At 72.1% G+C, this 22,797-nt stretch carries 20 protein-coding genes; 7 read left to right on the top strand and 13 right to left on the bottom strand.

Annotated features, from left to right (window positions below; genetic code table 11):
* Window positions 1-164 precede the first annotated feature (164 nt).
* The gene (locus AB0K12_RS32180; protein WP_364569560.1) at window positions 165-1,784 is read left to right on the top strand and encodes an alpha/beta hydrolase; all 1,620 of its coding nucleotides are present in this window, start codon (window positions 165-167) and stop codon (window positions 1,782-1,784) included.
* Between the two features lie 102 nt (window positions 1,785-1,886).
* The gene (locus AB0K12_RS32175) at window positions 1,887-2,729 is read left to right on the top strand and encodes a GNAT family N-acetyltransferase (protein WP_364569644.1); all 843 of its coding nucleotides are present in this window, start codon (window positions 1,887-1,889) and stop codon (window positions 2,727-2,729) included.
* Here AB0K12_RS32175 and AB0K12_RS32170 read toward each other — a convergent pair.
* The 5 genes from AB0K12_RS32170 to AB0K12_RS32150 form a co-directional block, all read right to left on the bottom strand.
* Complete coding sequence (locus tag AB0K12_RS32170; protein ID WP_364569557.1) at window positions 2,726-4,426, bottom strand: SpoIIE family protein phosphatase; 1,701 nt, start codon at window positions 4,424-4,426, stop codon at window positions 2,726-2,728. The two genes, AB0K12_RS32175 and AB0K12_RS32170, sit on opposite strands and share 4 nt — an antisense overlap.
* Window positions 4,427-4,488: 62 nt before the next feature.
* The gene (locus AB0K12_RS32165) at window positions 4,489-4,866 is read right to left on the bottom strand and encodes a DUF3037 domain-containing protein (RefSeq protein WP_364569554.1); all 378 of its coding nucleotides are present in this window, start codon (window positions 4,864-4,866) and stop codon (window positions 4,489-4,491) included.
* Window positions 4,863-5,678, bottom strand: coding sequence for a HipA family kinase (locus AB0K12_RS32160; RefSeq protein WP_364569551.1), 816 nt, complete (start codon window positions 5,676-5,678; stop codon window positions 4,863-4,865). Before AB0K12_RS32160 ends, AB0K12_RS32165 begins: the two co-directional genes overlap by 4 nt.
* A gap of 38 nt (window positions 5,679-5,716) precedes the next feature.
* Complete coding sequence (locus tag AB0K12_RS32155) at window positions 5,717-6,595, bottom strand: TIGR03619 family F420-dependent LLM class oxidoreductase (protein ID WP_364569548.1); 879 nt, start codon at window positions 6,593-6,595, stop codon at window positions 5,717-5,719.
* Entirely contained in the window at window positions 6,592-7,839 is a 1,248-nt protein-coding gene (locus AB0K12_RS32150; RefSeq protein ID WP_355425898.1) for an LLM class flavin-dependent oxidoreductase, read from the bottom strand. Before AB0K12_RS32150 ends, AB0K12_RS32155 begins: the two co-directional genes overlap by 4 nt.
* Window positions 7,840-7,928: 89 nt before the next feature.
* On the opposite strand from AB0K12_RS32150, the gene AB0K12_RS32145 reads away from it, so the two are divergent.
* The 4 genes from AB0K12_RS32145 to AB0K12_RS32130 all read left to right on the top strand — a co-directional run bounded on the left by AB0K12_RS32145 (window position 7,929) and on the right by AB0K12_RS32130 (window position 12,708).
* Window positions 7,929-8,744 (top strand): TIGR03619 family F420-dependent LLM class oxidoreductase, encoded by an 816-nt coding sequence (locus tag AB0K12_RS32145; protein ID WP_364569545.1) that lies wholly within the window; start codon window positions 7,929-7,931, stop codon window positions 8,742-8,744.
* A 46-nt stretch (window positions 8,745-8,790) separates the two neighbouring features.
* Window positions 8,791-10,209: a serine/threonine-protein kinase gene (locus AB0K12_RS32140; protein WP_364569542.1), complete on the top strand. Its 1,419-nt coding sequence runs from the start codon at window positions 8,791-8,793 to the stop codon at window positions 10,207-10,209.
* Between the two features lie 109 nt (window positions 10,210-10,318).
* Window positions 10,319-12,418: a PASTA domain-containing protein gene (locus AB0K12_RS32135; RefSeq protein ID WP_364569540.1), complete on the top strand. Its 2,100-nt coding sequence runs from the start codon at window positions 10,319-10,321 to the stop codon at window positions 12,416-12,418.
* A gap of 101 nt (window positions 12,419-12,519) precedes the next feature.
* Entirely contained in the window at window positions 12,520-12,708 is a 189-nt protein-coding gene (locus AB0K12_RS32130; RefSeq protein WP_364569537.1) for a DUF6203 family protein, read from the top strand.
* A gap of 14 nt (window positions 12,709-12,722) precedes the next feature.
* Here the strand turns inward: AB0K12_RS32130 and AB0K12_RS32125 are convergent, their stop codons facing one another.
* The 3 genes from AB0K12_RS32125 to AB0K12_RS32115 all read right to left on the bottom strand — a co-directional run bounded on the left by AB0K12_RS32125 (window position 12,723) and on the right by AB0K12_RS32115 (window position 16,904).
* A complete protein-coding gene (locus tag AB0K12_RS32125) occupies window positions 12,723-14,321 on the bottom strand; it encodes an AAA family ATPase (RefSeq protein WP_364569534.1) in 1,599 nt (532 codons plus the stop codon).
* 24 nt (window positions 14,322-14,345) lie between these two features.
* The gene (locus AB0K12_RS32120) at window positions 14,346-16,277 is read right to left on the bottom strand and encodes a hypothetical protein (RefSeq protein WP_364569531.1); all 1,932 of its coding nucleotides are present in this window, start codon (window positions 16,275-16,277) and stop codon (window positions 14,346-14,348) included.
* A 90-nt stretch (window positions 16,278-16,367) separates the two neighbouring features.
* Window positions 16,368-16,904: a helix-turn-helix domain-containing protein gene (locus tag AB0K12_RS32115; protein WP_364569528.1), complete on the bottom strand. Its 537-nt coding sequence runs from the start codon at window positions 16,902-16,904 to the stop codon at window positions 16,368-16,370.
* Window positions 16,905-17,004: 100 nt separating this feature from the next.
* Here AB0K12_RS32115 and AB0K12_RS32110 point away from each other — a divergent pair, with 100 nt between their 5' ends.
* On the top strand, window positions 17,005-19,227 hold the full coding sequence (locus tag AB0K12_RS32110) for an MMPL family transporter (protein ID WP_364569525.1): 2,223 nt from the start codon (window positions 17,005-17,007) through the stop codon (window positions 19,225-19,227).
* Between the two features lie 27 nt (window positions 19,228-19,254).
* Here AB0K12_RS32110 and AB0K12_RS32105 read toward each other — a convergent pair whose 3' ends face one another.
* Genes AB0K12_RS32105 through AB0K12_RS32085 form a run of 5 tightly spaced genes read right to left on the bottom strand, consistent with a single transcriptional unit; the run spans window position 19,255 to window position 22,777 of the window.
* Entirely contained in the window at window positions 19,255-19,545 is a 291-nt protein-coding gene (locus AB0K12_RS32105) for a hypothetical protein (RefSeq protein ID WP_364569522.1), read from the bottom strand.
* A gap of 26 nt (window positions 19,546-19,571) precedes the next feature.
* Complete coding sequence (locus AB0K12_RS32100) at window positions 19,572-20,213, bottom strand: metalloregulator ArsR/SmtB family transcription factor (protein WP_364569519.1); 642 nt, start codon at window positions 20,211-20,213, stop codon at window positions 19,572-19,574.
* A complete protein-coding gene (locus AB0K12_RS32095; protein WP_364569516.1) occupies window positions 20,213-20,710 on the bottom strand; it encodes a cupin domain-containing protein in 498 nt (165 codons plus the stop codon). The genes AB0K12_RS32100 and AB0K12_RS32095 overlap by 1 nt, the downstream gene beginning before the upstream one ends.
* A 29-nt stretch (window positions 20,711-20,739) precedes the next feature.
* Window positions 20,740-21,639, bottom strand: a complete 900-nt coding sequence (locus tag AB0K12_RS32090) for a TIGR03619 family F420-dependent LLM class oxidoreductase (protein ID WP_364569513.1) — start codon at window positions 21,637-21,639, stop codon at window positions 20,740-20,742.
* Between the two features lie 49 nt (window positions 21,640-21,688).
* Complete coding sequence (locus AB0K12_RS32085; RefSeq protein WP_364569510.1) at window positions 21,689-22,777, bottom strand: alcohol dehydrogenase catalytic domain-containing protein; 1,089 nt, start codon at window positions 22,775-22,777, stop codon at window positions 21,689-21,691.
* Window positions 22,778-22,797: the final 20 nt, after the last annotated feature.

Raw genomic sequence — 22,797 nt, 5'->3', positions numbered from 1 at the left:
TCTGACCGGCCTGCTCGGCTGAGTGCGGGCCGGTCAGGGCCGAGGTTGCTCGGTTACAGCGGGCAATGGGGGCATTACAGGTTGGCAAGCTTTTCCCCATACCCTTCGTGGTCGCCTGGTCGCTCGCGGGAGCATCGCAGGGCCTATGACAGGAAGGGGGCCGGGTGAAGCGGCTTGTTGGGGTTGTCGCCGGAGTGGCGGTGCTCGTCGCCGGGGTCGGGAGTGCGAGTGGGACCGCGGGGGCGGTGGCCGGGGGAACGACGCCGGCCGGGGTGAGGCAGGCGCAGGCGGCCGTCGCCTGGGCGGCCTGTCCCAAGGTGGCGGGCAAGGCGGCGCCGGCGGCGCTGGAGTGCGCCACCGTACGCGTGCCGCTCGACTACAAGCGGCCGAGGGGCCAGTCGATCAAGCTGGCGCTCAACCGGATCAAGGCCAAGGTGCCCAGGGGCGGCGGCCATCTGGGGACGCTCCTGATCAACCCGGGCGGGCCAGGCTCGCCGGGGCGGGCACTGACCGAGTACGTCGCCACGTCCCTGCCCGCCGAGGTGTCCGAGCGTTACGACATCGTCGGCTTCGACCCGCGCGGCGTCGGCGGCAGCGAGCCCGCCGTGCACTGCGTGGACGCCGAGACCTACTACAAGGCGCCGCGGCTCGACCAGATCCCGCGCAACAGGGCGCACGAGAAGGCGCTGCTGGCCCGCGCCGCCGGCTACGCGAAGCGCTGCGGCGACCAGTGGTCGTGGCTGCTGCCGCACCTGACGACGGAGAACTCCGCCAGGGACATGGACCGCATCCGCGCCGCGCTCGGCGAGGAGAAGATCAGCTACTTCGGCTACTCGTACGGCACCTACCTCGGCGCCGTCTACGCCACCCTGTTCCCGAGCCGGATCAAGCGCCTGGTCATGGACAGCACGGTCGATCCAGGCGGCGTCTGGTACGCCTCCAACCTCAAGCAGGACCGCTCGTTCGAGCGCCGCCACCGCCAGTTCCTGGCCTGGACAGCCCGCCACAACGACGTCTACAAGCTGGGCTCCACGGTCAAGCAGACGTCGTTCGCCTTCTACGCGATGCGCGACCGGCTGCGCTCGCACCCGGCGGGCGGCGTGGTGGGCCCGAGCGAGCTGGACGACACGTTCACGCTGGCCGGATACACGGACAAGGTGTGGCCGTCGTTCGCGCAGGCGTGGTCGTCGTACGTGCGCGACGGCGACGTCACGGGCCTGACCGACGTCTACACCAGGCACGGCAAGAACGACGCGGCCGACGAGAACGGCTACGCCGTCTACCTGGGCGTGGAGTGCAGCGACGCGCGCTGGCCGCGCAAGTGGGACAAGTGGCGGACCGACATGACCAGGATGCACCGCAAGGCGCCGTTCCTGACCTGGCCGAACGCCTGGTACAACGCCCCGTGCGCGTTCTGGCCGGTGCGGGGCGGCACGCCGGTGCAGGTGCACGACTCGCCGAAGCTGCCGCCGTTCCTCATCCTGCAGTCCAAGGACGACGCGGCGACGCCGTACCAGGGGGCGCTGGAGATGGCCGAGCGGTTCCCGCGTGCCAAGCTGGTGGTGGACCAGGGCGGCAACCACGGGGTGACGCTGTCGGGCAACGCCTGCATGGACCGGCACCTGGTGACGTACCTGCGGGACGGGACGCTGCCGAGGACCGGCGCGGCGTGCGCCGCGGCGGCGGACCCGAAGCCGGCCGCGCACATGGCGTCGGGCAGCTCGCGCGCCCCTGACCTGCTGGGTCTCCTCGGGGCGCTGAACCTGCTGAAGGGCGCGCGCTGACGCGCCGGGCGGGGCGCGCACAGGTCGGACGTCAAGAAAGGGTTACCGTGGGCATTTCCGGATGAGCTATTCGGTAACCCTTCGCGTAGTCTGACCATTGTGATGCTGCGTACATCGGCGTCGCGCGTGCTCGACGACAACGACCGGGACGAGGTTCTCGCCCTGCTCGACGCCGATCCGGTCGCCAACGTCTTCGTCTCCTCGCGGGTGCGCGCCGTCGGTCTCAACCCCGCGCGGCTGGGCGGGCAGATGTGGGGCTTCGGCACGCGCGGTGGCCTCGTGTCACTCTGTTACGCCGGCGCCAACATGGTGCCGGTCAACGCCGGCCCCGAGGCCGTGCACGCGTTCGCCGACCGTGCCCGCAAGCAGGGGCGGCGCTGCTCGTCCATCGTGGGCCCCGTTGACGCGGTCAGCCTGCTGTGGGAGCGGCTGGAGCCGCACTGGGGGCGGGCGCGGGCGATCCGCTGGGCGCAGCCGGTCATGGCCACCTCCAGCAGGCCGCCGGTGCCGGCCGACCCGCTCGTGCGCAGGGTGCGGCCCGAGGAGTTCGACATCCTGCTGCCGGCGTGCGTGGCCATGTTCACCGAAGAGGTCGGCGTCTCGCCCAACCTGGGTGACGGCGGCGCGCTCTACCGTACGCGGGTGGCGGAGCTGATCAGGATCGGCCGCTCGTACGCGCGGATCGCCGACGGCCGGGTGGTGTTCAAGGCCGAGATCGGGGCGGTCACCCCGCAGGCCTGCCAGATCCAGGGGGTCTGGGTCGATCCCGAGCTGCGCGGCAGGGGTCACGCGGTGGCCGGGATGGCGGCCGTGGTGGAGGCGGCGATCAGCTGCTTCGCCCCCGTGGTCACCCTCTACGTCAACGACTACAACCACTCGGCGCGCGCGGTCTACCGCAAGGTGGGCTTCCACGAGGTGGACACGTTCATGTCGGTGCTGTTCTAGCCGGGCACGCGCAGGGTCAGCAGCGCCACGTCGTCGTCGTTGTCGTCGGGGCGCACTCTGCGCAGCAGCCGGTCGCAGAAGCCGTCCAGCTTGCGCGCGCCGAGCGCCGACGCCTCCCTGCGCAGCCGTTCGAGGCCGTCGTCCAGGCTGTGGCTGGGCGACTCGATCAGCCCGTCGGTGTAGAACACCACGCTGGAGTGCGGCGGCAGGTCGACGACCGCGTCCTCGCGGGGCACGCAGATGCCGGTGCCGAGCATCAGGCCGCCGCCGTCCTCCAGGAACCGGGTGGTGCCGTCGCGCTCGACGAGCAGCGGCGGCGGGTGGCCCGCGTTGGTGTAGCGCAGCCGCCAGCCGCCGTCCACGGGCTCGGCGCGGGCGAAGACGACGGTGGCCATCGTGGCCTCGGCCATGCGCGAGACCGCCTGGTCGAGCCGGCCGACGACGGTGCTGGGCAGGCTGTCCATCTCTCCCGCGTACGCCCGCAGCATGTTGCACACCTGGGCCATGCCGGCGGCGGCGTCGAGGTCGTGGCCCACCACGTCACCGATCACCAGGCCCAGTGCGCCGCCCGCCTGGGTGAAGGCGTCGTACCAGTCGCCGCCGACCTGGGAGGCGTCGGGGGCGGGCACGTAGCAGGCGCTCATCTCCAGGCCGGACACGACCGGCAGCCGGGGCAGCAGGTGGCGCTGCATGGTCTCGGCGACGCGGCGCTGGCGCTCGTACAGGCGGGCGTTGTCGAGTGCCAGCCCGGCGCGGCGGGCGATGTCCTCGACCAGCAGCAGGTCGCCCGCGGTGTACGGCTGGGCCCGCTCGGACCGCCCGAGGGTCAGCGCGCCGATCACCTCGCGGATGCCGCGGATCGGGGCGATGCACGCGGACTTGATGCCGGTCTGCGCCAGCAGGTCCTGCTGGGCGACGGCGATGCCGGTGTCGGGCGGCATCTGGTAGCTCTGGGGGCTGATGAGCGTCGCGGTGACGCCGCGCAGCGCCCGCGACAGCGGCATCGGGGAGTCTTCGGTGACGGGTGGCAGCTGCCGCTGCAGGTCGTCGCGGTGGGTCAGCGTGCCGTTCTCGTAGTGCACCACGACGGCGCGGGAGATCGTGCCTTCTTCGTCGAGCAGGTCGACCACCACCCAGTCGGCCAGCAGCGGCACCACCAGGCGCACCAGGTGCCGCAGCGTCGCGTCCACGTCGAGGCTGGAGGTGAGCGTGGCGGTCGTCTCGGCGAGCAGGGCCAGGCGTTCGAGCTCCGACAGCGACGGGTTCTGCCAGGGCGGCTCGGCGGCGCCGTCCTCGGTGTCGGGGGCCGGGTGGAAGATCACCAGCGCGCCCGTCGCGGACTCGTCGACCCTGCAAGGGGTGACGAGCCAGCTCACGCGGATCAGCGTGCCGTCGCCGCGCTCCATCCACTCCTGGTCGCCTGAGGCGGTGCTGCCGGAGATGAGGGCGTGGCGCATCACGCACCGGCTGTGCGGCAGCGCCTCGCCGCGCCTGCCGCGGTGCAGGGCGTCGTGGGCGTCGTGGTCCAGCAGGTCGCCGGCGCGCCGCAGGAGCAGCCGCTCGGCGTTGGGGTTGACCTCGATGATGCGGCCGCGGTCGTCGACCACGTACGCGCCGGCGTCCTTGAGGTCGCGCAGCCTCAGAGGACGCCCGCCCCCGAGGGTGAGGTCGTGCGCCTGCCCGTGCGGGACGCTCATGGACGATCTCCTTCCTCCCGGAGAAACCTACCCAGGAGTCACCCCCATCACCGCAGGCTCGGCTATACGCGTACGAGCTTGTCGAAGAGCCGGGCCAGCTCCGTGCCCGGGTCGGCGGTCAGCCCCGCGTGCACCGGCCCCGCCTGGACGATCGTGCTGCGCGGCGCCGTCAGCCAGCGGAACCTTCCGCCGAGCGACTCGCCGGCCAGCGGGCCAGGCTCGGCGCCGCAGGCCAGCTCGTACGCGCCGAGCGCCCGCCGCACCCCCTCGACGTCGGCGCCCGGGTCGAGTGCCCGCAGCCGGCCGGGGTCGAGCTCGACCTTGGCACACAGGTAGCCGCGCGGCTGACAGTAGAGCAGCACGCCGGCGTTGATCTGCTCGCCCCGCTCGACCTTCGGCACCACGCGGATCACCGCGTACTCGTAGACGTCCCTGCTCATCGGCTCCCGCCCTCCCGCCAGAACGCGCCGACCGAGCCGGGGCCCGCCGTCTTGCGGGCCCGCTGCTCGCCTGCCACCAGCCAGCCGCGCGGGCCGTGCGCCCGCTCCAGGAGGTGCTCGACGTACGCCGCCCGCACGGCGGCGGGGGAGTCGAAGCCCGGCTCGCCCGCCAGCCACTCGTCGGGCACCAGGGCGGTCACGCTCTCCAGCAGCTCGCGGTCGATGCGCCCCGCCAGGTCGGCGCCCGCGCGGCCCACGTCGCCCGCGAACGGCGCCAGCACGTGGTCGCCCGCGTCGAACGGCCGCTGCGGGTCGGCGGTGCGCCAGTTGTGGTGGAACCACAGGGCGGCGCCGTGGTCGATCAGCCACGTGTCGCGGTGCCAGATGAGCAGGTTGGGGTTGCGCCAGCTGCGGTCGACGTTGTGGATCAGGCCGTCGAACCACACCACCCTGGCGGCGAACACCGGGTCGGGCACCCAGGCCAGCGGGTCGAACCCGAGCGCGCCGGGCAGGAAGTCGACGGCCAGGTTGAGCCCGGTGCTGGCCTTGAGGAGGTCCTGCACCTCCTCGTCGGGCTCCCTGACGCCGAGCTGCGGGTCGAGGTCGATGAGCTTGAGCTCGGGGGTCCTGAAGCCGAGACGCCGGCCCAGCTCGGCGGCGATGATCTCGGCGACCAGCACCCGCCGGCCCTGGCCGGCCTCGCGGAACTTGACGACGTAGGTGCCGAGGTCGTCGGCCTCGACCACGCCGGGCAGCGACCCGCCCTCCCGCAGCGGGGTGACGTAACGGGTGGCTGCGATCTTTTCCAGCACGAGATGAGGCTATCGCCCTGGAAGCGCCGTTCAGGACGTCACACGGGCATCTTGGCGATCACCTCTTCGGCGAAGCGTTCCATGGTGGCGAGCTTGAGCTCCAGGGTGCCCTCGCCGTACCGGGACTTCTCCTCCGGCGTGGCCAGCCACCACGGGGCGGCCAGCGTACCCGTCACGCCCTTGGCGGCGAAGTGGCGGTAGGTCTCCGCCTCGGGCAGCACCGCGAGCGGCGCGATGATCTCGAACTCCTCGATGGACCTGCCGTTGGCCTCCAGGTGCCCGCGCAGGGTGTCGAGCACCTCGTCGAGCTGCTCTTCCGTGTAGATGCGGTTGCCGATCCAGCCGTCGCCGAGCCGGGCCGCGCGGCGCAGGGCGGCCTCGCTGTCGCCGCCGACGTACACGGGGATCGGGCCTGACGGGGTGGGGGAGATCGACAGCGGCGGGAGGCCGTCGAGGGTGACCGTCTCGCCCGACCAGAGCGCGCGCAGCGCGGGCAGCATCGCGTCGAGGCGCTTGCCGCGGGTGTGGAAGTCCTGGCCGGTGGCCGTGAACTCCTCCTTGCACCAGCCCACGCCGACCCCGAACGTGACCCGCTCGCGCGACAGCACCGCCGCCGTGGACACCTGCTTGGCCACGGTGAACAGGTCGCGGGCGGGCGCGATGTAGACGTTCGGCGCGAAGCGCAGCGTGCTGGTGACCGCGGCCATCGCGCCGATCGTCACCCACACGTCGGGCCAGTGCGTACGCGCGTCCCACCGGGGCCGCCCCGACCGCGAGTACGGGTACGGCGAGGCGAAGTCGGCGTAGAAGAGGTGGTCGGAGAGCGTCAGCGTGTCGAACCCGCACCGCTCGGCCGCCCGCGCCAGTTCGGTGAACTGATCGGTGTCGGAGAAAGAGGCGCCCAGCCAGAACTTCATCGGAACTCCGGTGCGACCTTGGTGGCGAACAGCTCGAGGTTCCGCTTGACCGTGTCGAGCGGCAGCACGCCCTGCTGGCCCTGCATGTAGAGGCCGAACCACTCCAGGTCGGGCATCTTGTCGAGCATGCGCTGGATGCCGCGCTTGACGTCGTCGGGTGTGCCGAACAGCGCCATCTCGACGTCCCTCATGCGCTTGGCGTCGCCCTTCTCCGGCGAGATGGGCTTGTGCTTCTCGTCCTCCTTCTTGCGCAGCACCTCCAGGTAGCCGAAGGGGCCGAAGAAGGCGGCGAAGTCCTTGGGGATGCTCCTGCCGAAGGTGGCGATGGCCTGCTCGGTGGTGTCGCCGATGCCGACGATCTTGAGGATGCCGGTGTGCTCGCCCAGCTTGTAGTGGCGGCCGTGCTTGGCCGACTCCTCCTGGTAGAGCCTGGCCTTCTGGGCGTGGTCGTCGGGGTTGGGGGTGAACATCCACGGCAGGATGTCTTCCTGCGCCGCCCTGATGACCGACCGGTCGGAGATCGTGAACGGCTGCCACAGCTCGGGATGCGGGTTCTGGTACGGCCTGGGGCAGACCGACACGGCCCTGACCACGCCGTCGTCGTCGATCTCGCCGGGCGCGCCGAACGTGCGGGTCCACTCCTGGGCGGGCCAGCCCTCGATGCCCTCGTACGGGAAGGGCACCTGGTAGTCGAGCACGTCCGACTTGTACCGGAGCGTCTCCTGCGTCCAGGCCAGCTTCATGATCTTCAGCACCTCGCCGAAGACGTCGAAGTTCCGCGTGTCGGTGGCCGAGCCGTCGGAGCGGGCGGCGGCGGCCTGCCAGCGCTGGCCGAGCACGTTCATCCAGCGGTTCTGGTAGCCCCGCGCCACGCCCAGCCGCAGCCGTCCCTTGCTGAACTGGTCGAGCAGCGCGACGTCCTCGGCGGCCCTGATCGGGTCCCAGGCGGGCAGCACGAGGCCGAGCGGGGCGAGCAGGATGCGCTCTGTCCGCGCCGCGAGGTCGGTGAGGAACATCAGCGGGTTGACCGAGAACTCCATGCCTTCCGAGTGGAAGTGGTGCTCGGTCATCATCAGCGCGTCGAACCCGATCTGGTCGGCGTGCACGGCGATCTCGCGTACCTCGTGCAGCAGCCGCTGGTACGACTCGGTGTCGCGGCCGATCGGGCGTTTCGCCCTGGCGTTCTCCTCGGCCGCGTAGCCCGAGCCTGGGATCTGCGGGTTCAGGAAGATCGAAAACTTCACCGGGAACCTCTCTCCGCGGGACGGTCCTTCGCAAGGTACTCTGGAAATCTTAACCGAGCAATCGCTTGGTTTACCGGTGTGGGGGTGTGATGAAGCTCGGCGTCACGATGTTCGCGACCGACCTGGCGATGCCCGTGCAGGAGCTCGCGAAGGCGGCGGAGGAACGCGGGCTCGACTCGCTCTACCTGCCCGAGCACACCCACATCCCGGTCTCGCGGCGCACGCCCTACCCGGGGGCGGCGGACGGCGAGCTGCCCGAGGAGTACAAGCGCACGCTCGACCCCCTCGTCGCCCTGTCCTTCGCCGCCGCCGCGACCACCCGGCTGAGGCTCGGCACCGGCATCCTGCTCGCCGCCCAGCGCGACCCCATCGTCACCGCCAAGGCCATCGCCTCGCTCGACCTGCTGTCCGGCGGTCGCGTGGTGGTCGGCGTCGGCTTCGGCTGGAACGTCGAGGAGATCGAGAACCACGCGGTCCCGTACGGGCGGCGCCGCGAGATCGCCCGGCACCATGTCATGGCCATGCAGGCGCTGTGGCGCGACGAGGTGGCCTCCTTCGACGGCGTCGAGCCGGCCTGGTCCTGGCCCAAGCCGATCAACCTCCCGCCCGTCCATGTGGGCGGGGCGGCGGGGCCGAAGCTGTTCGCCCACGTCGCCGAGTACGCCGACGGCTGGATGCCCATCGGCGGACGCGGCATCAAGGCGGCGCTGCCCGCCCTGCGCGAGGCGTGCGAGAAGGCGGGACGGCCGACGGCCCGCGTGATCCCGTTCGCCACGCTGGCCACCAGGGAGAAGCTCGACTACTTCGCCGAGCTGGGCATCGAGGAGGCCGTGGCGACGCTGCCCAGCGGGCCCGCCGACGAGGTGCTGCCCGTCCTCGACCGGTACGCGGCGCTGCTCCCGTAGCTGGTTCTGGACGCTCGCTTGCCCCGGCCAGGCATAATGGCGGTATATGTCCGAGCTACGTGCCGACGACCCCCGGCAGTTGGGGTCCTACCGGCTGACACGCAGGCTCGGTCAGGGTGGCCAGGGAGTGGTCTACCTGGGCGAATCCCCGCAACGCGGCCGGGTCGCCATCAAGCTGCTGCACGCCAGCCTCTCCGGCACCGCCGACGCCCGCCGCCGCTTCCTCGGCGAGGTCGAGGCGGTGCGCCGGGTCGCCGCGTTCTGCACGGCCCAGCTCCTGGACGCCGACCTCGAAGGCGACCGTCCTTACCTGGTGAGCGAGTACGTCCACGGCCCCTCGCTGCGCGAGCACGTGGAGAAGGAGGGGCCGCGTACGGGCGGGTCGCTCGAACGCCTGGCCATCGGCACCGCCACCGCCCTCGGCGCCATCCACCGCGCCGGGGTCGTGCACCGCGACTTCAAGCCAGGCAACGTGCTGCTCGGCATCGACGGGCCCCGCGTGATCGACTTCGGCGTGTCCCGGCTCGTCGACACCACCGTCACCACCAGCCACATGCCCATGGGCACGCCCGCCTACATGGCGCCGGAACGCATGAAGGGCGAGCCGGCCGGACCGCCCGCCGACATGTGGGCCTGGGCGCTCACCGTGGCCTACACCGCCAACGGGCGGCCCGCGTACACCGCCGAGACCCACAACGAGGTGCTGGCCCGCGTCCTCTACGGCGCGCCCGACCTCGGCGACCTCGACGGGCGGCTGCGCGAGATCGTCGAAGCCTGCCTGGCGACCGAGCCAGGCGACCGGCCCGACGCGGAAGAGGCGCTGCGCCTGCTGCTCGGCCAGGAGGGCGACGGGGGCGACGTGCTGACGACCGGCGCCATGGCCGCCGTCGGCGGCAACGGCATCGGCACGCTCGTCCGCACGAGCAGGCCCGTCACCCGCGCTCCCGACGCCGTCGTCGGAGTCGGCGCCGCCGAGGCCGAGCCAGGCGTCATCACCGACCCCGACCCCACCACCAGCTTCCCCGCCATCACCCCCGGCCAGGTGGCGCGGGCCGGGCGGCGGCGGGTGCGGCCCTGGCAGATCGGCGTCGCGCTGGCCGGGCTGCTCATGGGCGTCGCCGGGTTCGTGCTCTACCTCCGAAGCGCCCAGGGCGAAGGGCTGGCCGGCGGCTGGACCGGCTCCGCCGAGCACTTCAGCGCCGAGCGCGTCTTCCCCGTCGAACTCGTCCTGGACCACGAAGGCTCGGGACGCATGCGCTGGGGAGCCGACCTGCGCTGCACCGGACGGCTCTCGCGCGACGGCGGCGGCATGGTCTTCACCCTCCGCGACGTCGGCGGGCAGGAGTGCTACCCGGGCACGCTCCGCATGTACCCCACCTCCGATGTGAACCAGATGGACATCAAGGTCACTCGTGCAGGTAAGGACGAAGTGACGTATTCCGGCAGGGTCGCGCGTACGTCCTGACCGGCTGTGTCACGGTCCGGATGCGATTGCCCTGCGCACCGTTGACTGTTCGCGGCCCCTTGCCTTCAGTAGGAGGCAGAAGGGGTGGCGCGGCGAGGGGAGGCGCCCCGTGCCAACGGCACAGCCGCTCAGAACGGGGGACCCTCGGCGACTCGGCGACTACGAGCTCACCGGGCGGCTGGGCGAGGGTGGCCAGGGCGCGGTGTTCCTCGGTTCCAGGAGCGGAGAGACGTACGCGGTCAAGCTCCTGCACGGGCCCGTCGGTGACGAGCGGGCGGCGTTCCTGCGGGAGGTCGAGCTGGCCAAGCACGTCGCCAGGTTCTGCACGGCGCAGGTGATCGACGCCGGGTTCGACGAGGGGCGGCCGTACATCGTCAGCGAGTACGTCGACGGGCACTCCCTGGCCCGCGAGGTCGCGCTCACCGGGCCCCGCAGGGGCGGCGCGCTCGAACGCCTCGCCGTCGGCACCGCTACCGCGCTCGCCGCCATCCACCGGGCCGGGATCGTGCACCGCGACTTCAAGCCCCAGAACGTGCTGCTCGGCTCCGACGGGCCGCGCGTCATCGACTTCGGCCTGGCCCGGGCACTCGACGCCGCCGCCACCGTGAGCGGGCGGGGGGTGGGGACGCCGGCGTACATGGCGCCCGAGCAGATCACCGCCTCGGCCGTCACGGGGGCCGCCGACGTGTTCTCGTGGGGCGCCACCATGTGCTTCGCGGCCAACGCCAGCGCCCCCTTCGGCCAGGACTCCGTCGCGCCCGTCCTGCACCGCATCCTCACGGCGCCGCCCGAGCTGGGGCTGCTCGACGGGCGGCTGCGTACACTGGTCGCGGCCTGCCTGGACAAGGACGCCCGCAACCGGCCGAGCAGCAGGGAGCTGCTGTTCGAACTGCTGGGAGCGGACGGGCCTGCGGAGGTGCTGCGCTCACCTCCGCCGCCCATCCCGCGCACCCCGCCGACACCCCTGGTACCGGGCCAGCGCACCCCGGACGCCCACTCCGGCCCCACCGCCGCAGGTGGCTCCGCCGCCTCACGCGGTCCCTCCGGGGTCTCACCCGGCCCTGCCGGGGCGTCACCCGGCTTCTGGTTCACCCCGCTGGCCGATCCCGAGGCCACCGGGGCCATGGACGCCTACCATCTCCCTCCCGCGACCTCCGGCCCGCAGGCCGCCCAGCCAGCAGCCGGGGCACCACAGCGGGGTGCGGATATCGGGGAAGCGTTACCCGGGGATCCTTCGCAGGCCGGGGAAGGGCGTACGGACCGGAGGCAGTGGCCGCGGGCGGCGGTCGCGGTGTGTGCGGCGCTGCTGGTGACGGCCGTGGTGCTGCTGGCCGTGGTCGTACCGGCGCTCACCCAGAGCCCGGCCGGGCACGCGGGACCCCAGGCGGGCGGACCTCTCGCCTCGCCGCCGCCCGTCACGCCCGCGCCCGAGACGACCCGCGAGTCGCCCGCCGAAGCCGCACCCACGAAGACCGCGGAGGCCCGGCAGTCCCAGGACGACCGCCGCCCCGCCTACGACCCGCCCGCGGTCGTACGTCCGCCGACGGTGACGATCCCGCCCCTGACCGGCCTGGACAAGGCCGCCGCCACCAAGGCCGTCGAACGCGCCGGCCTCACCCTGGGCCGCGTCACCCGTCAGGACTCACCCCGCGCCATCGGCCAGGTCCTCGCCAGCACCCCCGCCGCGGGAACCGCCGTGGACCGGGGAGCCAAGGTGTCCCTGCGCGTGTCGGCGGGCCTGCCCGTGCCGGAGGTGACGGGCATGCGACGCGGCCCCGCCGAAGCGGCCCTGACCGGCGCCGGCCTCAAGGTCGGCGCCATCACCCGCTCCTGCTCCCAGGAGCCGTCGGGCCAGGTTCTGTCCACCCGCCCCAAGGCAGGCAGCCGCGTGAAGGGCGGCACAGCGGTAGCGCTCACCGTGTCCCGGAACGGCGCCACCGTCCCACCGGTCGTCGGCCGCTCCCGCGAGGCGGCCCGCACAGCCCTGACGGCGGCGGGTTTCACGGTAGGAACGAAGGAACAGCTGGTGGACGACGAGTCCCAGGCAGGCGCAGTCCTGGCACAAAGCATCGACCCGGGCACCTGCGCCGAACCCGGCGCCCAGATCACCATCACCGTCGGCCTGGCCGCCCAGACGGGCCCCGACCCCGGCGAATCCCTCGAACCCACCACCAACGAGCCCGAACCCGAGCAACCCCACTCGCCCTGACCGTCAGATGGCGACCGCCCCTCACCGGGTTCTGCCCCAAACAGCGCCAGGTCCGGTGCGGCCTATGCGTGCGCCTACCGTCCTGGGGCAGTTGAGGGCGTATGAAGAAACTCCTGAAGCTTCTGGTGGCCCGCAAGATGGCCACCACCCCCCTCGGGATAGCCGCCCTGGGCGTCGGCTGGTTCCTCGGCCGCCGCCGCAAGCGCCGCCGCGCCGAGCGCGAGGCCCAGCACAACGTCCCCCAGCACACCGGCACCACACACGAGGACGTCAGGGCCGCCCAGCCCTGATCCGTCGTCGGTCGTCACACGCGCAGGATGGTGACCGGGCGGCCAGAGGGTGTGGTGGCCTCCTCGAACGCGCCGCGTTCCTGCCATGGCGGCGCTTCTGGGCGCCGGTCGAAGATGACGAGTCTGCCGGTGGACAGGGTGAGCCGGTCGAGATAGCGGTCGAGCTGGGCGAGGCCGTCGGGGGCGGGGTCGTTCTCGCCCGCGCGCCACACCTTGAGCTCCATGGCCTCGCGCTGCACGAGCCGTTCGCCGTCCGGCCCCTGGTAGGGCCAGCGCATCAGGACGTCGAGGCGTTTGGTGCCGGCGGCGTATTCACGGTCGAGCTGGCCGCCGCCGTTGACGAGCCGGTGCAGGAAGGCCATGAGGATGATCTGACATGCGGCCTCGTGATAGCCCTCCTGCTGGATGAGGACTTCGCCGTGCTCCCGCCAGAAGACGACGAACTCCTCCAGGAGGCGTGCCAGGTCGAAGCGGCCGTCGGGCAGTACGAAGCTGCGCGGGTCGGCGCGGACGCGGACCTCGGCCCGCTCGCCCAGAACCCGGAGCAGGACCTCCCGGTAGATCGGGTTGGCGATGTCCAGATCCCTGGTGCTCCGGATGAGACCCAGGTCATGGACATAGCGGGCGTCGCTGCTGAAGGCCATGTCCATGTCGGGCCAGGTGCCCGCCAGGATCGGTTCGATGACCCGGGCCACCCGGGGCTCCCGCAGCCGATCCGACAGTGACTCCAGGTGCATGGCATGTGCTCGGATCAGCCGTTCCTTGGCTTCCTCCACCCGCGTCACGGAGACGGCGCCGGTCACCCCCATCTCCTGGGTGATCTCGTAGGCGAGAGCGTTGACCAGCCATGGCTGGCCCTGGGTCAGCTCGAAGACCCGCTCGACCGCGTCCTTGGTGAACTCCTGACCGGTCGCGTCGGTGTGCTGGCCGTACAGCTCGGCGATCTGGTCGATGGTGAAGTCACCCAGGCGCAGCGACTTGGCGATGATGTTGAACGGGCTCGCCGGGTTGGTCTGATCCGGATCCCTGCCAGAAGCGACCTTGTAATCGCGCACGTCCCGTAGTCCGCACAGCGCAATGGATGCAGGAAATGGATGGCGTTCCGGTCGCGCGTTGTGACCGTCGCGAAGTTGGCTGAGAATACTGGCCATGCTGTTGCCCTGCAGGGCGTCGAACTCGTCCAGAAAGAGCACCACCCGGCGCGGACAACGGCGGCACCACTCCCCCAATGCCGCGCCGAACTGAACACCCGGAAGATTCGATGGCCAGGGATCTGGCGGAAGCCATTTCTTCGGCCATCCCGAGCGATTGGCCGCTTCGCGAAGGGCGGTCAGCAGCACTGACTCCGCGGCAGCGTAGTTCTCGCCTACCGCTTTAACACGCTCGCAACTGACCATCAGGGCGGCGACGTCGCCTGCTGCGGTCAGCTCGGAGGCGAGGGTGCGCAGCGCGGTGGTCTTGCCGGTCTGGCGAGGGGCGTGAAGGACGAAGTAGCGGTCCATCTCGATGAGGGTGCGGGCCTCGGGGATGCGTGGCGTGGGAGGCAGCATGTAGTGGCGCGTCGGGTCGCACGGGCCCGTGGTGTTGAAGAACTTCGCGCGGGGTAGTCGCATGGTCACATTCTGACAGTCTTCGGGTCAGCGTTCGTGGCGTTTGTTTCGTGCGGTGCGGGTGCCGGGGCCGGTGCCGGGGATCAGGCGGAGGGGGCGGTGGTGGGTGGTGCGGAGGGGTTCGGCGACCAGCGCGCGGATCTCCTCCAGGCCGACCGTGTCGTGGTGGCCGGCGTCGAGGACGGCGGCGACCAGCTCGTACGCCTCCCGCCCCGCCATCGCCTTGAGCTGCTCGATCAGGGTTTGAGGGCCGCCCAGCTCCAGCAGGGTGAGGAAGTTCTCGGCGGCCAGCAGCAGGTGCTCGTCCTGGCCGATCGCGGACGGGTCGAGCTCGCCGACGTCCACCAGGTACGTCAGGGCGGCGGGGCCGAGCATAGGGTCGCGGCGCAGGCCGTGGAGGAGGGCGCGGCCGTCGGGCAGGGCCTCGGCGAGCACGTTGAGCATGGCGCCGGCCCGGGTGCGGAACGGGCACCGGCGTACCGCCTCCAGCAGCGGCTCTATGCCGTGGCCCGGCTGGGCGAGCCAGCCGTGCAGCTCGGCGGCGGCGTCGTACGGCGGGTAGTGCTGGGTGAGGACGCCGAGCAGTTCGGCGGGGTCGGCTTCGGCGAGTTCGCCGATGAGCGGGGCGTCGCGGCCCTCGGCGAGCAGGCGGGCGCGTACGGCGCGCTGCCCGAGCGGGGTGAGCCTGGCGAGGAGCAGGTCGGGCTCGGCGAGGCGGGTGCGGAGGCGTTCGACGGACTCGAGCGGGAGCTCCTGGGCTTCGTGGTCGAGGTCGGCGAGGTAGAGCTCGTCGGCCGGGCCGCGGCTCAGCTCGACGGCGCCCAGGTCGGCGAGGACCTCGAAGGTGCGGACGAGGTCGTCGCCGAGCCGGCGTCGCGGCAGGGTGGATGAGGCGCGGTGGTCCCCGGCGACGTAGTCCTCGTATTCGCGGCAGGCCAGCCACACCGTCTCCTCCAGCCGTGTCACCGGCATGTCGTCCATGCCGTAGAGGGTGTTGAGGAGGTCGGGCAGCAGCTCGTCGAAGAAGAGCGTGAAGGGCGCGCCGTCGGTGCGGCCGGTGATGGGGCGGCCCAGCTCGGGCAGGACGTCGAAGGCGCGCTGCCACAAAGCTTCCGGGTCGCGCAGCAAGGGAGCTGCCTTGGCCACCGCATGGACGCGGCCCTTGGCGACCCGCACCAGCCGCACCCGCTTCGCCCACGCCAGGAGGAGGTCGGGGTCCGCGCCGGTGGCAGGCAAGGTGCCGAGCTCGGTGAGGGGGCGGCCGTCCTTGCCGGCCCAGGCTGCCAGGGCCGTCAGGCGTTGGACTGTCCGGCTCCCAAGGGCGGCGGTCGTGAGGTCTGGCGCGGGGGGCAGGGCGATGGGGGGTTGGAGGGGGGCGCGCTCCTCCGCCAGGTCCAGCTCCGCGCCCAGCAGGCGGGCCTGGGTGAGGTGGTCGAGGATGTCCTGGTCGTAGTGGACGCGGCCGGCGTCGAGGTCCTGTTTGAAGTCGTCGAACCCGCCGGGGTCGGTCAGGTCGACGCCGTGGTCGAGCGCGGTCTGGGCCCAGAACTTGGCCAGCCCCTGCAGGTGCGGGTCGTCGAGGGACTTCCTGAACTCGGGGGTGGCGCGGGCGATGGCGGTGTCGGCCTCTGACAAGGTGGCGCCGCGCGGGTCGCGCAGGCCCGACGCGGCGAGGTAGGCGAGGTAGGTGCGCAGGATGTCGGGGGCGATGTCGAGGATCTCGCGCGGCGCGACGACGTATTTGGGGATCCAGGCCAGCAGATAGCGGCGGATCTGCGGCTCGTCCCAATAGGCGAGCCGGCCGTCGCGGCTGTGGTGGCGGGCGTCGATGGCGGCGCCGATGAGAAGGTCGTCCGCCGGGCGGCCGTGCTCGTCGGCCCAGGCGAGGCAGCGCCGCAGCAGCACGGCCTTCGCCGCTTCGAACTCCTCCGCCTCCTCCGGCTCGAACCAGGTACGCAAGACCGTTCTCCCTGCCGGTGCGAAAAAGGGGATCTGGCGTCCCAGTATCGCCCTTCAGGCCCGCCGTCGTGAGCCGTTGTGCACAAGCGGTCAGTACGCGCGTGCCGCTTCGAGCAGAGCGGCGCGTACCTGCTCCTCCGGCAGGTCCATGGTCTTGACCGCGCCCCACTGCAACGCCCCCAGCAGCGCCCAGCTCTTGAGCCTGGCCTCGGGGGTGGGGTCGGGCCCGGCGAGCTTGGCGTAGATCTCGTCCCTGAAGGTCCTGATGGTGTCGCGCTCCGAGCCGGGCGCGGCGCCGGCGTCGTCGGCGGCGAGGTCCTCCATGAACAGCCGGATGACCGAGCGGTAGCGCACCGCGAACGCGACGAGGGCCTCGACGAAGGCGTCGCGGCTGTCGTGCGCGGTGTCGAGCAGCGTCAGCATGTCGGCCGCGACGGGGTCGAGCAGCTCGGCGGCGAGGCGGTCCTTGGGGTGGAAGTGGTAGGCGACGGCCGTCTTGGTGAGGCCGACGGCGGCGGCGATGTCGGCCAGGGAGGTCGCCGCGTAGCCGCGTTCGGCGAACAGCTCTCTGGCGGCGGCCAGAATCCGCGATCGGGTGTCGTCGGCTGTGGTCTCAGCTGTGGTCATCGTCTCATTTCCCTGCGGGAGACGGCCTTCCTGATGGGTTCCGTTTTATCGTATGTCGCTGTACGACCGTACAGGACGGTCGTCGAGTGGGGGCTGAGCGATGACGCGGTTGCTGGGACGGCTGGGCGGCTGGTGCGCGCGGCACGGCTGGATCGTGCTCGTGACGTGGGTGATCGCCGCCGCGGCGCTGATGGGCGGCAGCCTCGCCTTCCCCAGCCCGACCAGCAACGACGCGAGCATCCCCGGCACGGACGCGCAGCGCGCCCACGACCTGATGAAGGAGGGCTTCGGCGCCGGGTACGCCCAGGGCGGCACCGTCCAGCTCCTCGTCTACTCCGCCGACGGGCCGCTGCTGGAGGAGAAGCGCAAGCAGGCCGTCGAGCGGGCCGTGGACCGGCTGGAGACGATGCCGCACGTCACCTCCGTGGACACCCCGTTCCGCGTCGGCGGCATCTCCTCGAACCTGCAGATCGGCCTCATCACGATCAAGCTGGAGGGCAACGACTCCGACACGATCGCCCAGACCACCCAGGAGCTGTCCAAGGCCGCGGATCCGGCGCGCGAGGCCGGGCTCGAGGTCGTGCCCGCCGACAGCTCGAACCCTGCGGACAAGGAGATCAAGACCGGCCCCAGCGAGGTCATCGGCGTGGTGTGCGCGCTGCTGGTGCTGGTGTTCGCGTTCGGGACGCTGGTCGCCGCCATCGTGCCGATCTTCGCCGCGCTGGTCAGCGTGGCCTCGGGGCTCGGCGTGATCGGGCTGCTCGGCTGGGTCGTGGACATGCCCAAGCAGGCCGGCATCATGGCCACGATGATCGGGCTCGGCGTCGGCATCGACTACGCGCTGTTCCTGCTGTCGCGCCACCGGCGGCTGCTCGCGCAGGGCGTGCCGGTGGTGGAGTCGGTACGCAGGACGGTGTCCAGCTCGGGCGGCGCGGTGGTGTTCGCGGGCGGCACGGTGATCATCGCGTTGAGCGCGCTGATGCTGGCCGGCTTCCCGCTGCTGGCCACGCTCGGCTGGGTGACCGGCATCTCGGTCGTGGCCGCCGTGCTGACCTCCGTCACGCTGGTCCCCGCCCTGCTCGGGCTGCTCGGCCACCGCGTCAACGCTCTCAAGGTGCCGTTCCTGCGCGGCTCGGGCTCGTCCGGCACCGGCTGGGCCGGGCTCGGCTCATGGGTGGCGCGCCGCCCGTGGCGGGTGCTGCTGGCCAGCACGATCGTGCTCGGCGCGCTCGCCGCGCCCGCGCTGGCGCTCAAGCTGGGGCCGATCGACGAGGGGTACGGCGACAAGGGCTCCGAGCCGCGCCGGGCGTACGAGCTGATGGCCACCGGCTTCGGCCCCGGCTTCAACGGCCCGCTCATCGTGGTCGCCGAGCTGCCCGAGAAGGTGCCGGGCGCGAAGGACCCGCTGGTCAAGAAGCTGGTCGGCGAGGTGGAGGACGTCGAGGGCGTCAAGTACGTCAGCGACCCCAAGGTCAACGCCGACGGCCGCTCGGTGCTGGTGCAGGCCATCCCCGAGTACGCCCCCAGCGACGAGCGCACCGCCGGGGTCGTCGAGGACGTCAGGGCGATCGCGCTACCGGGCGTGCAGGTGCACGTGGGCGGCAAGGTCGCCGGACTGACCGACGCGGGCGACCGGATGGCCGAGCGCACCCCGCTGGTCATCGGCGTCGTGGTGCTGCTCAGCGCGCTGCTCCTGCTGCTGGCCTTCCGCGCGCCGATCGTGGCGATCAAGGCGGCGGTGATGAACCTGGTGTCGCTGGGCGCCGCGTTCGGCGCGCTGGCGCTGGTGTTCTCGATCGGCCTCGGCACCGGCCTGGTCGGCCTGGACCCGCCGGCCAGTTCGTCGTACGTGCAGACGATCTTCTTCTCGGTGCCCATCGAGAGTTACGTGCCGCTGATGCTGTTCGCGGTGCTGTTCGGGCTGTCGATGGACTACGAGGTGTTCCTGCTGACGGCGGTGCGGCAGTCGTACCAGCGGCACGGGCGCAACGCGCGGGCGGTGGCCGAGGGGCTCGGCTCGACCGGGCGGGTCATCACGTCGGCGGCGCTGATCATGGTGGCGGTGTTCACCGCGTTCATCGCCTACCCGGACTCGCTGGTCAAGACGTTCGGCGTGGGGCTCGCGGTGGCGATCGCGGTGGACGCCACGATCATCCGCGGGTTCCTGGTGCCGGCCACGATGGTGCTGCTGGGCCGGCTCAACTGGTGGTGCCCGCGCTGGCTCGACCGGCTGCTGCCGAACCTGTCGGTGGAGGGCCACGAGGAGGACGAGGACGAGCCGGTGGCCGAGCGGCGGGAGCCGGTCGGCGCGGGCGCCGGATAGGACTCCGATAGGGCGTCGGGGTAGGGCTCAGTCGGAGTCGAGCAGGTCGCAGGCGGGCACCCAGCCGATGACGCCGGTGCTCGCGTTGTGGCCGTGGTGCCACAGCGTGGTCTCGTACGGGCCGCACGCGTACGCCTCGTGCTCCTCCTCCCGGTTGGACGCGAACCCCTCGCCCGGCTGCCCGAACCCGTGCACCGGGGCCCCCGCCGCGGGCTCGGCCCGGATGGCGACGCCGGGGGCCGCGAAGTCGTAGGCGGGCCTGGCGCTCAGCGCCGGCACGGCGAGCAGCGCGGCCAGGGCCATCGGTCCGAAGCGCACGCCGCTCAGCGTAGTGGCATGGTCGCTCAGCGTTCCAGCGGCTTGCCGTCGCGCCGCCAGGCGAGGTAGCCGCCGTCGAGCGGGCGGGCGGAGCGGCCGTGGGCGCGCAGCACGCGTACGGCCTCGGGCGAGACCACGCAGTACGGCCCCCCGCAGTACGCCACGATCTCCGCCGACGCCGGCAGCTCGCCCAGCCGGTCGCGCAGCTCGGCCATGGGCACCGAGACCGCGCCGGGCACGTGCCCGGCCGCATAGTCGGCCGCCGAGCGCACGTCGAGCACGAGCGTGGACGGGTCGGCCAGCCGCGCGGCGAGCTCGTCGGCCGTCACGCCCTCCAGGTCGCCGAGCCGGTCGCTGACCGCGCCGCGCAGGTCGGCCAGCCGCTCGCCGGCGAACGCCTGGAACGCGCCGAGGAAGCGCGACACGCTCTCGTCGGCCAGCCGGTAGTAGACCCGGGTGCCGTCCCTGCGGCTGGTCACCAGGTGGGCCGCGCGCAGCTGCTGGAGCTGCGCCGAGGTGTTCTTGAGCGGCACGCCGGCCGCTCGCGCCAGCTCCTCGACCGTGCGCTCGCGCTGGTCGAGCACGTCGAGCAGGCGCAGTCGGACGGGGCCCGACAGCGCCTTGCCGATGCGGGCGAGCTGCTCGTAGATCGGCTCTTCGGCGAACATCAGACCATGTACTGGTCGTGGCGCAGGTAGAGCTCGGTCCACTCCTCGGGGGAGAGCTGCCGGCCGGTGGCGGCGATCTCGGCCAGCTCCTCGAAGTAGCCCTCGCGCGGCGCGCCCGGCGTGAACAGGATGAGCATCGTGGCCGGCTCGCCCGACTCGTTGCGGAAGGCGTGGATGCCGCCCTCGGGCACGAACAGGAAGTCGCCCGGCTTGCCGTCGGCCCACTTGTCGCCGTTGTAGAGCCGGATGGTGCCGTCGAGGACGTAGAAGGACTCGGTCATCGTGCGGTGGAAGTGGGGGCTCGGGCCGGACGGCTTGGCGGGCATCTCGTAGCGGTAGAGGCCGAACGCGCCGCCCGTGCTGCCGCCCGTGGCGAGGTAGTGGACCTGGGTGCCGCCCGGGCCGCCCATGCTCAGGTCGGGCGCCTGCCCGGCCAGGTGGAACACGCCGCTGGGCTCGCCGTGCTCGGCGTGGTAGCGGGGCTCGGGGTAGGACATGGGGGCCTCCTCTAGAGTTCTAAGGATTCTTAGAATAGCTCAGGAAGGACGTCCTCCGCCAGCCGGTCGAGCTGCCCGGCTTCGCCGACCATCGGATCGATCAGCACGAGGTCCGCGCCGGCGTCGATGACCGCGCGCAGGCCGCGTACGACCTCCTCCGGCGAGCCCGTGACCGCCACGTCGGCGCTGCCGTACATGCTGCGGAGCTGGTCGTCGATGCGGCCCGGCGCGTCGACCGAGACGTAGACGCGCTTGGCCACACCGAAGCTCCCCGGGTCGCGCCCGGCCCGCGCCAGCTCGTCCTTGAGGACGCGCACCTGCTCGGCGAACGCCTCCGTGGTGGCGCCGCCCGCGCCGATGAAGCCGTCACCGTGCCTGACGGCCCTGCGCACGGCGGCCGGCTTGTGGCCGCCGATCCAGATCGGCGGATGCGGCTTCTGGTACGTCTTCGGCTCCATGGCCGCCTCCACCTGGAAGAACCGCCCCTGGAACGACACCTTCGGCTCCGTCCAGCACGCCTTCATCAGCTCGATGCCCTCGGTGAACCGCGTCACCAGCCCCTCGGCCGGCACCCCGAACGACTCCAGCGCCCGCCTGCCGCCCAGCCCGAAGCCCACCTCCAGGCGGCCCCGGCTGAGCTGGTCGAGCGTGCTCAGGCTCTTGGCGAGCTGGAGCGGCTGGTGCTGCACGCTGACGAACACCGCGCAGCCGATGCGCACCCGCTCGGTGCAGGCGGCCGCGTACGTCATGACCTCGATGGGGTTGAGCGTCGGGACGGGTGACAGGGTGCCCTCGCGGGTCCAGACGCTGTGGAAGCCCAGGTCCTCCACCCGCCGCAGGTAGGCGCGGAAGGCGGCGGGGTCGAAGGCGCCGCCGGAGATCTGCTGGGGGAGGGAGACGGCGAAACGAGTGCGCGTGGTTGCGGTCATCCTCCACCCAATATCCGGCCGCCCGGCGCGCGTCCAGCTCCGCCGCGCGTCAGAACGTGATCACGGTACGCGCCACCGTGCCCGCGCGGACGTGGGCGACGGCCTCGTCGATGCGGTCGAGCGGCAGCCGCTCGGTGATGAGGCCGTTGAGGTCGAGCCGGCCGCGCACGTACTGCTCGGCCAGCATGGGCAGGTCGCGGTGCGGCGCGGCGTCGCCGCCCTGGGTGCCCATGAGGCGGCGCGAGGCGAACAGCAGACCGGTGTCCAGCTCCATCGGATGGCCCTGGGGCGGGCTGCCGACCATGACGGTGGTGCCGCCCGGCCGGGTCGCGGCGAACGCCTTGGCCAGCACGCCCGGCGCGCCCGTCGCGTCGAAGGCATGGTCGACGCCGCCCCTGACCAGCTCGTCCACCTGACGGGGCAGGTCGGTGACCAGCAGGGAGTGGGTGGCGCCGAAGCGCTCGGCGAGCTTGAGCTTGCCCTCGGCCACGTCGGCGGCCACGATCGTGGTCGCGCCGGCCAGCACCGCGCCCTGCACGACGTTGAGCCCGACGCCGCCGCAGCCGACGACGAGCACCGTCGCGCCGGGGGGCACCCGCGCGACGTTCAGCACCGCGCCGACGCCGGTGACGACGCCGCAGGCCAGCAGCGACATCGCGTCGAACGGCAGCCCCGCGGCGAGCTTCACGCACATGGCCTCGGGGACGACGGCGTACTCGGCGAACGAGCCGATGCCGATGAACCTGCGCACCTCGGAGCCGTCCAGCGTGACGCGGGGGAGGCCGCCCATGATGATCGGCAGCCGGCCGGGGCTCGCGCACAGGTGGAAGTGTCCGGCCTGGCAGGGGCGGCAGCGGGCGCAGGGGCCGTTCATGGCGATGATGACGGGGTCGCCTTCCTTGACGGAGGTGACGCCCGTACCGGTGCGCTCCACCACGCCGGCGCTCTCGTGACCGAGGATGAACGGCAGGCGGCCCGCCACCGGGCTCTTGCCGTCGATGGCCTTGAGATCGGACCCGCACACGCCGGACGCCTTGACGCGCACCCGCACCTCACCGGGCCCCGGGTCGGCGATCTCCACCTCACGCAGCTCCATGGGGGCGTGGAACTCGGTCAGCACGGCCGCGCGCATCCGCATGGGCCTCACGGTAGCCGCGC

The organism is Nonomuraea sp. NPDC049419, assembly GCF_040676995.1.
In the GTDB taxonomy this organism is placed as follows: domain Bacteria; phylum Actinomycetota; class Actinomycetes; order Streptosporangiales; family Streptosporangiaceae; genus Nonomuraea; species Nonomuraea salmonea.
Note: the sequence above shows the minus strand (reverse complement) of the source record. Positions and strands in the feature narration are given on the sequence as shown.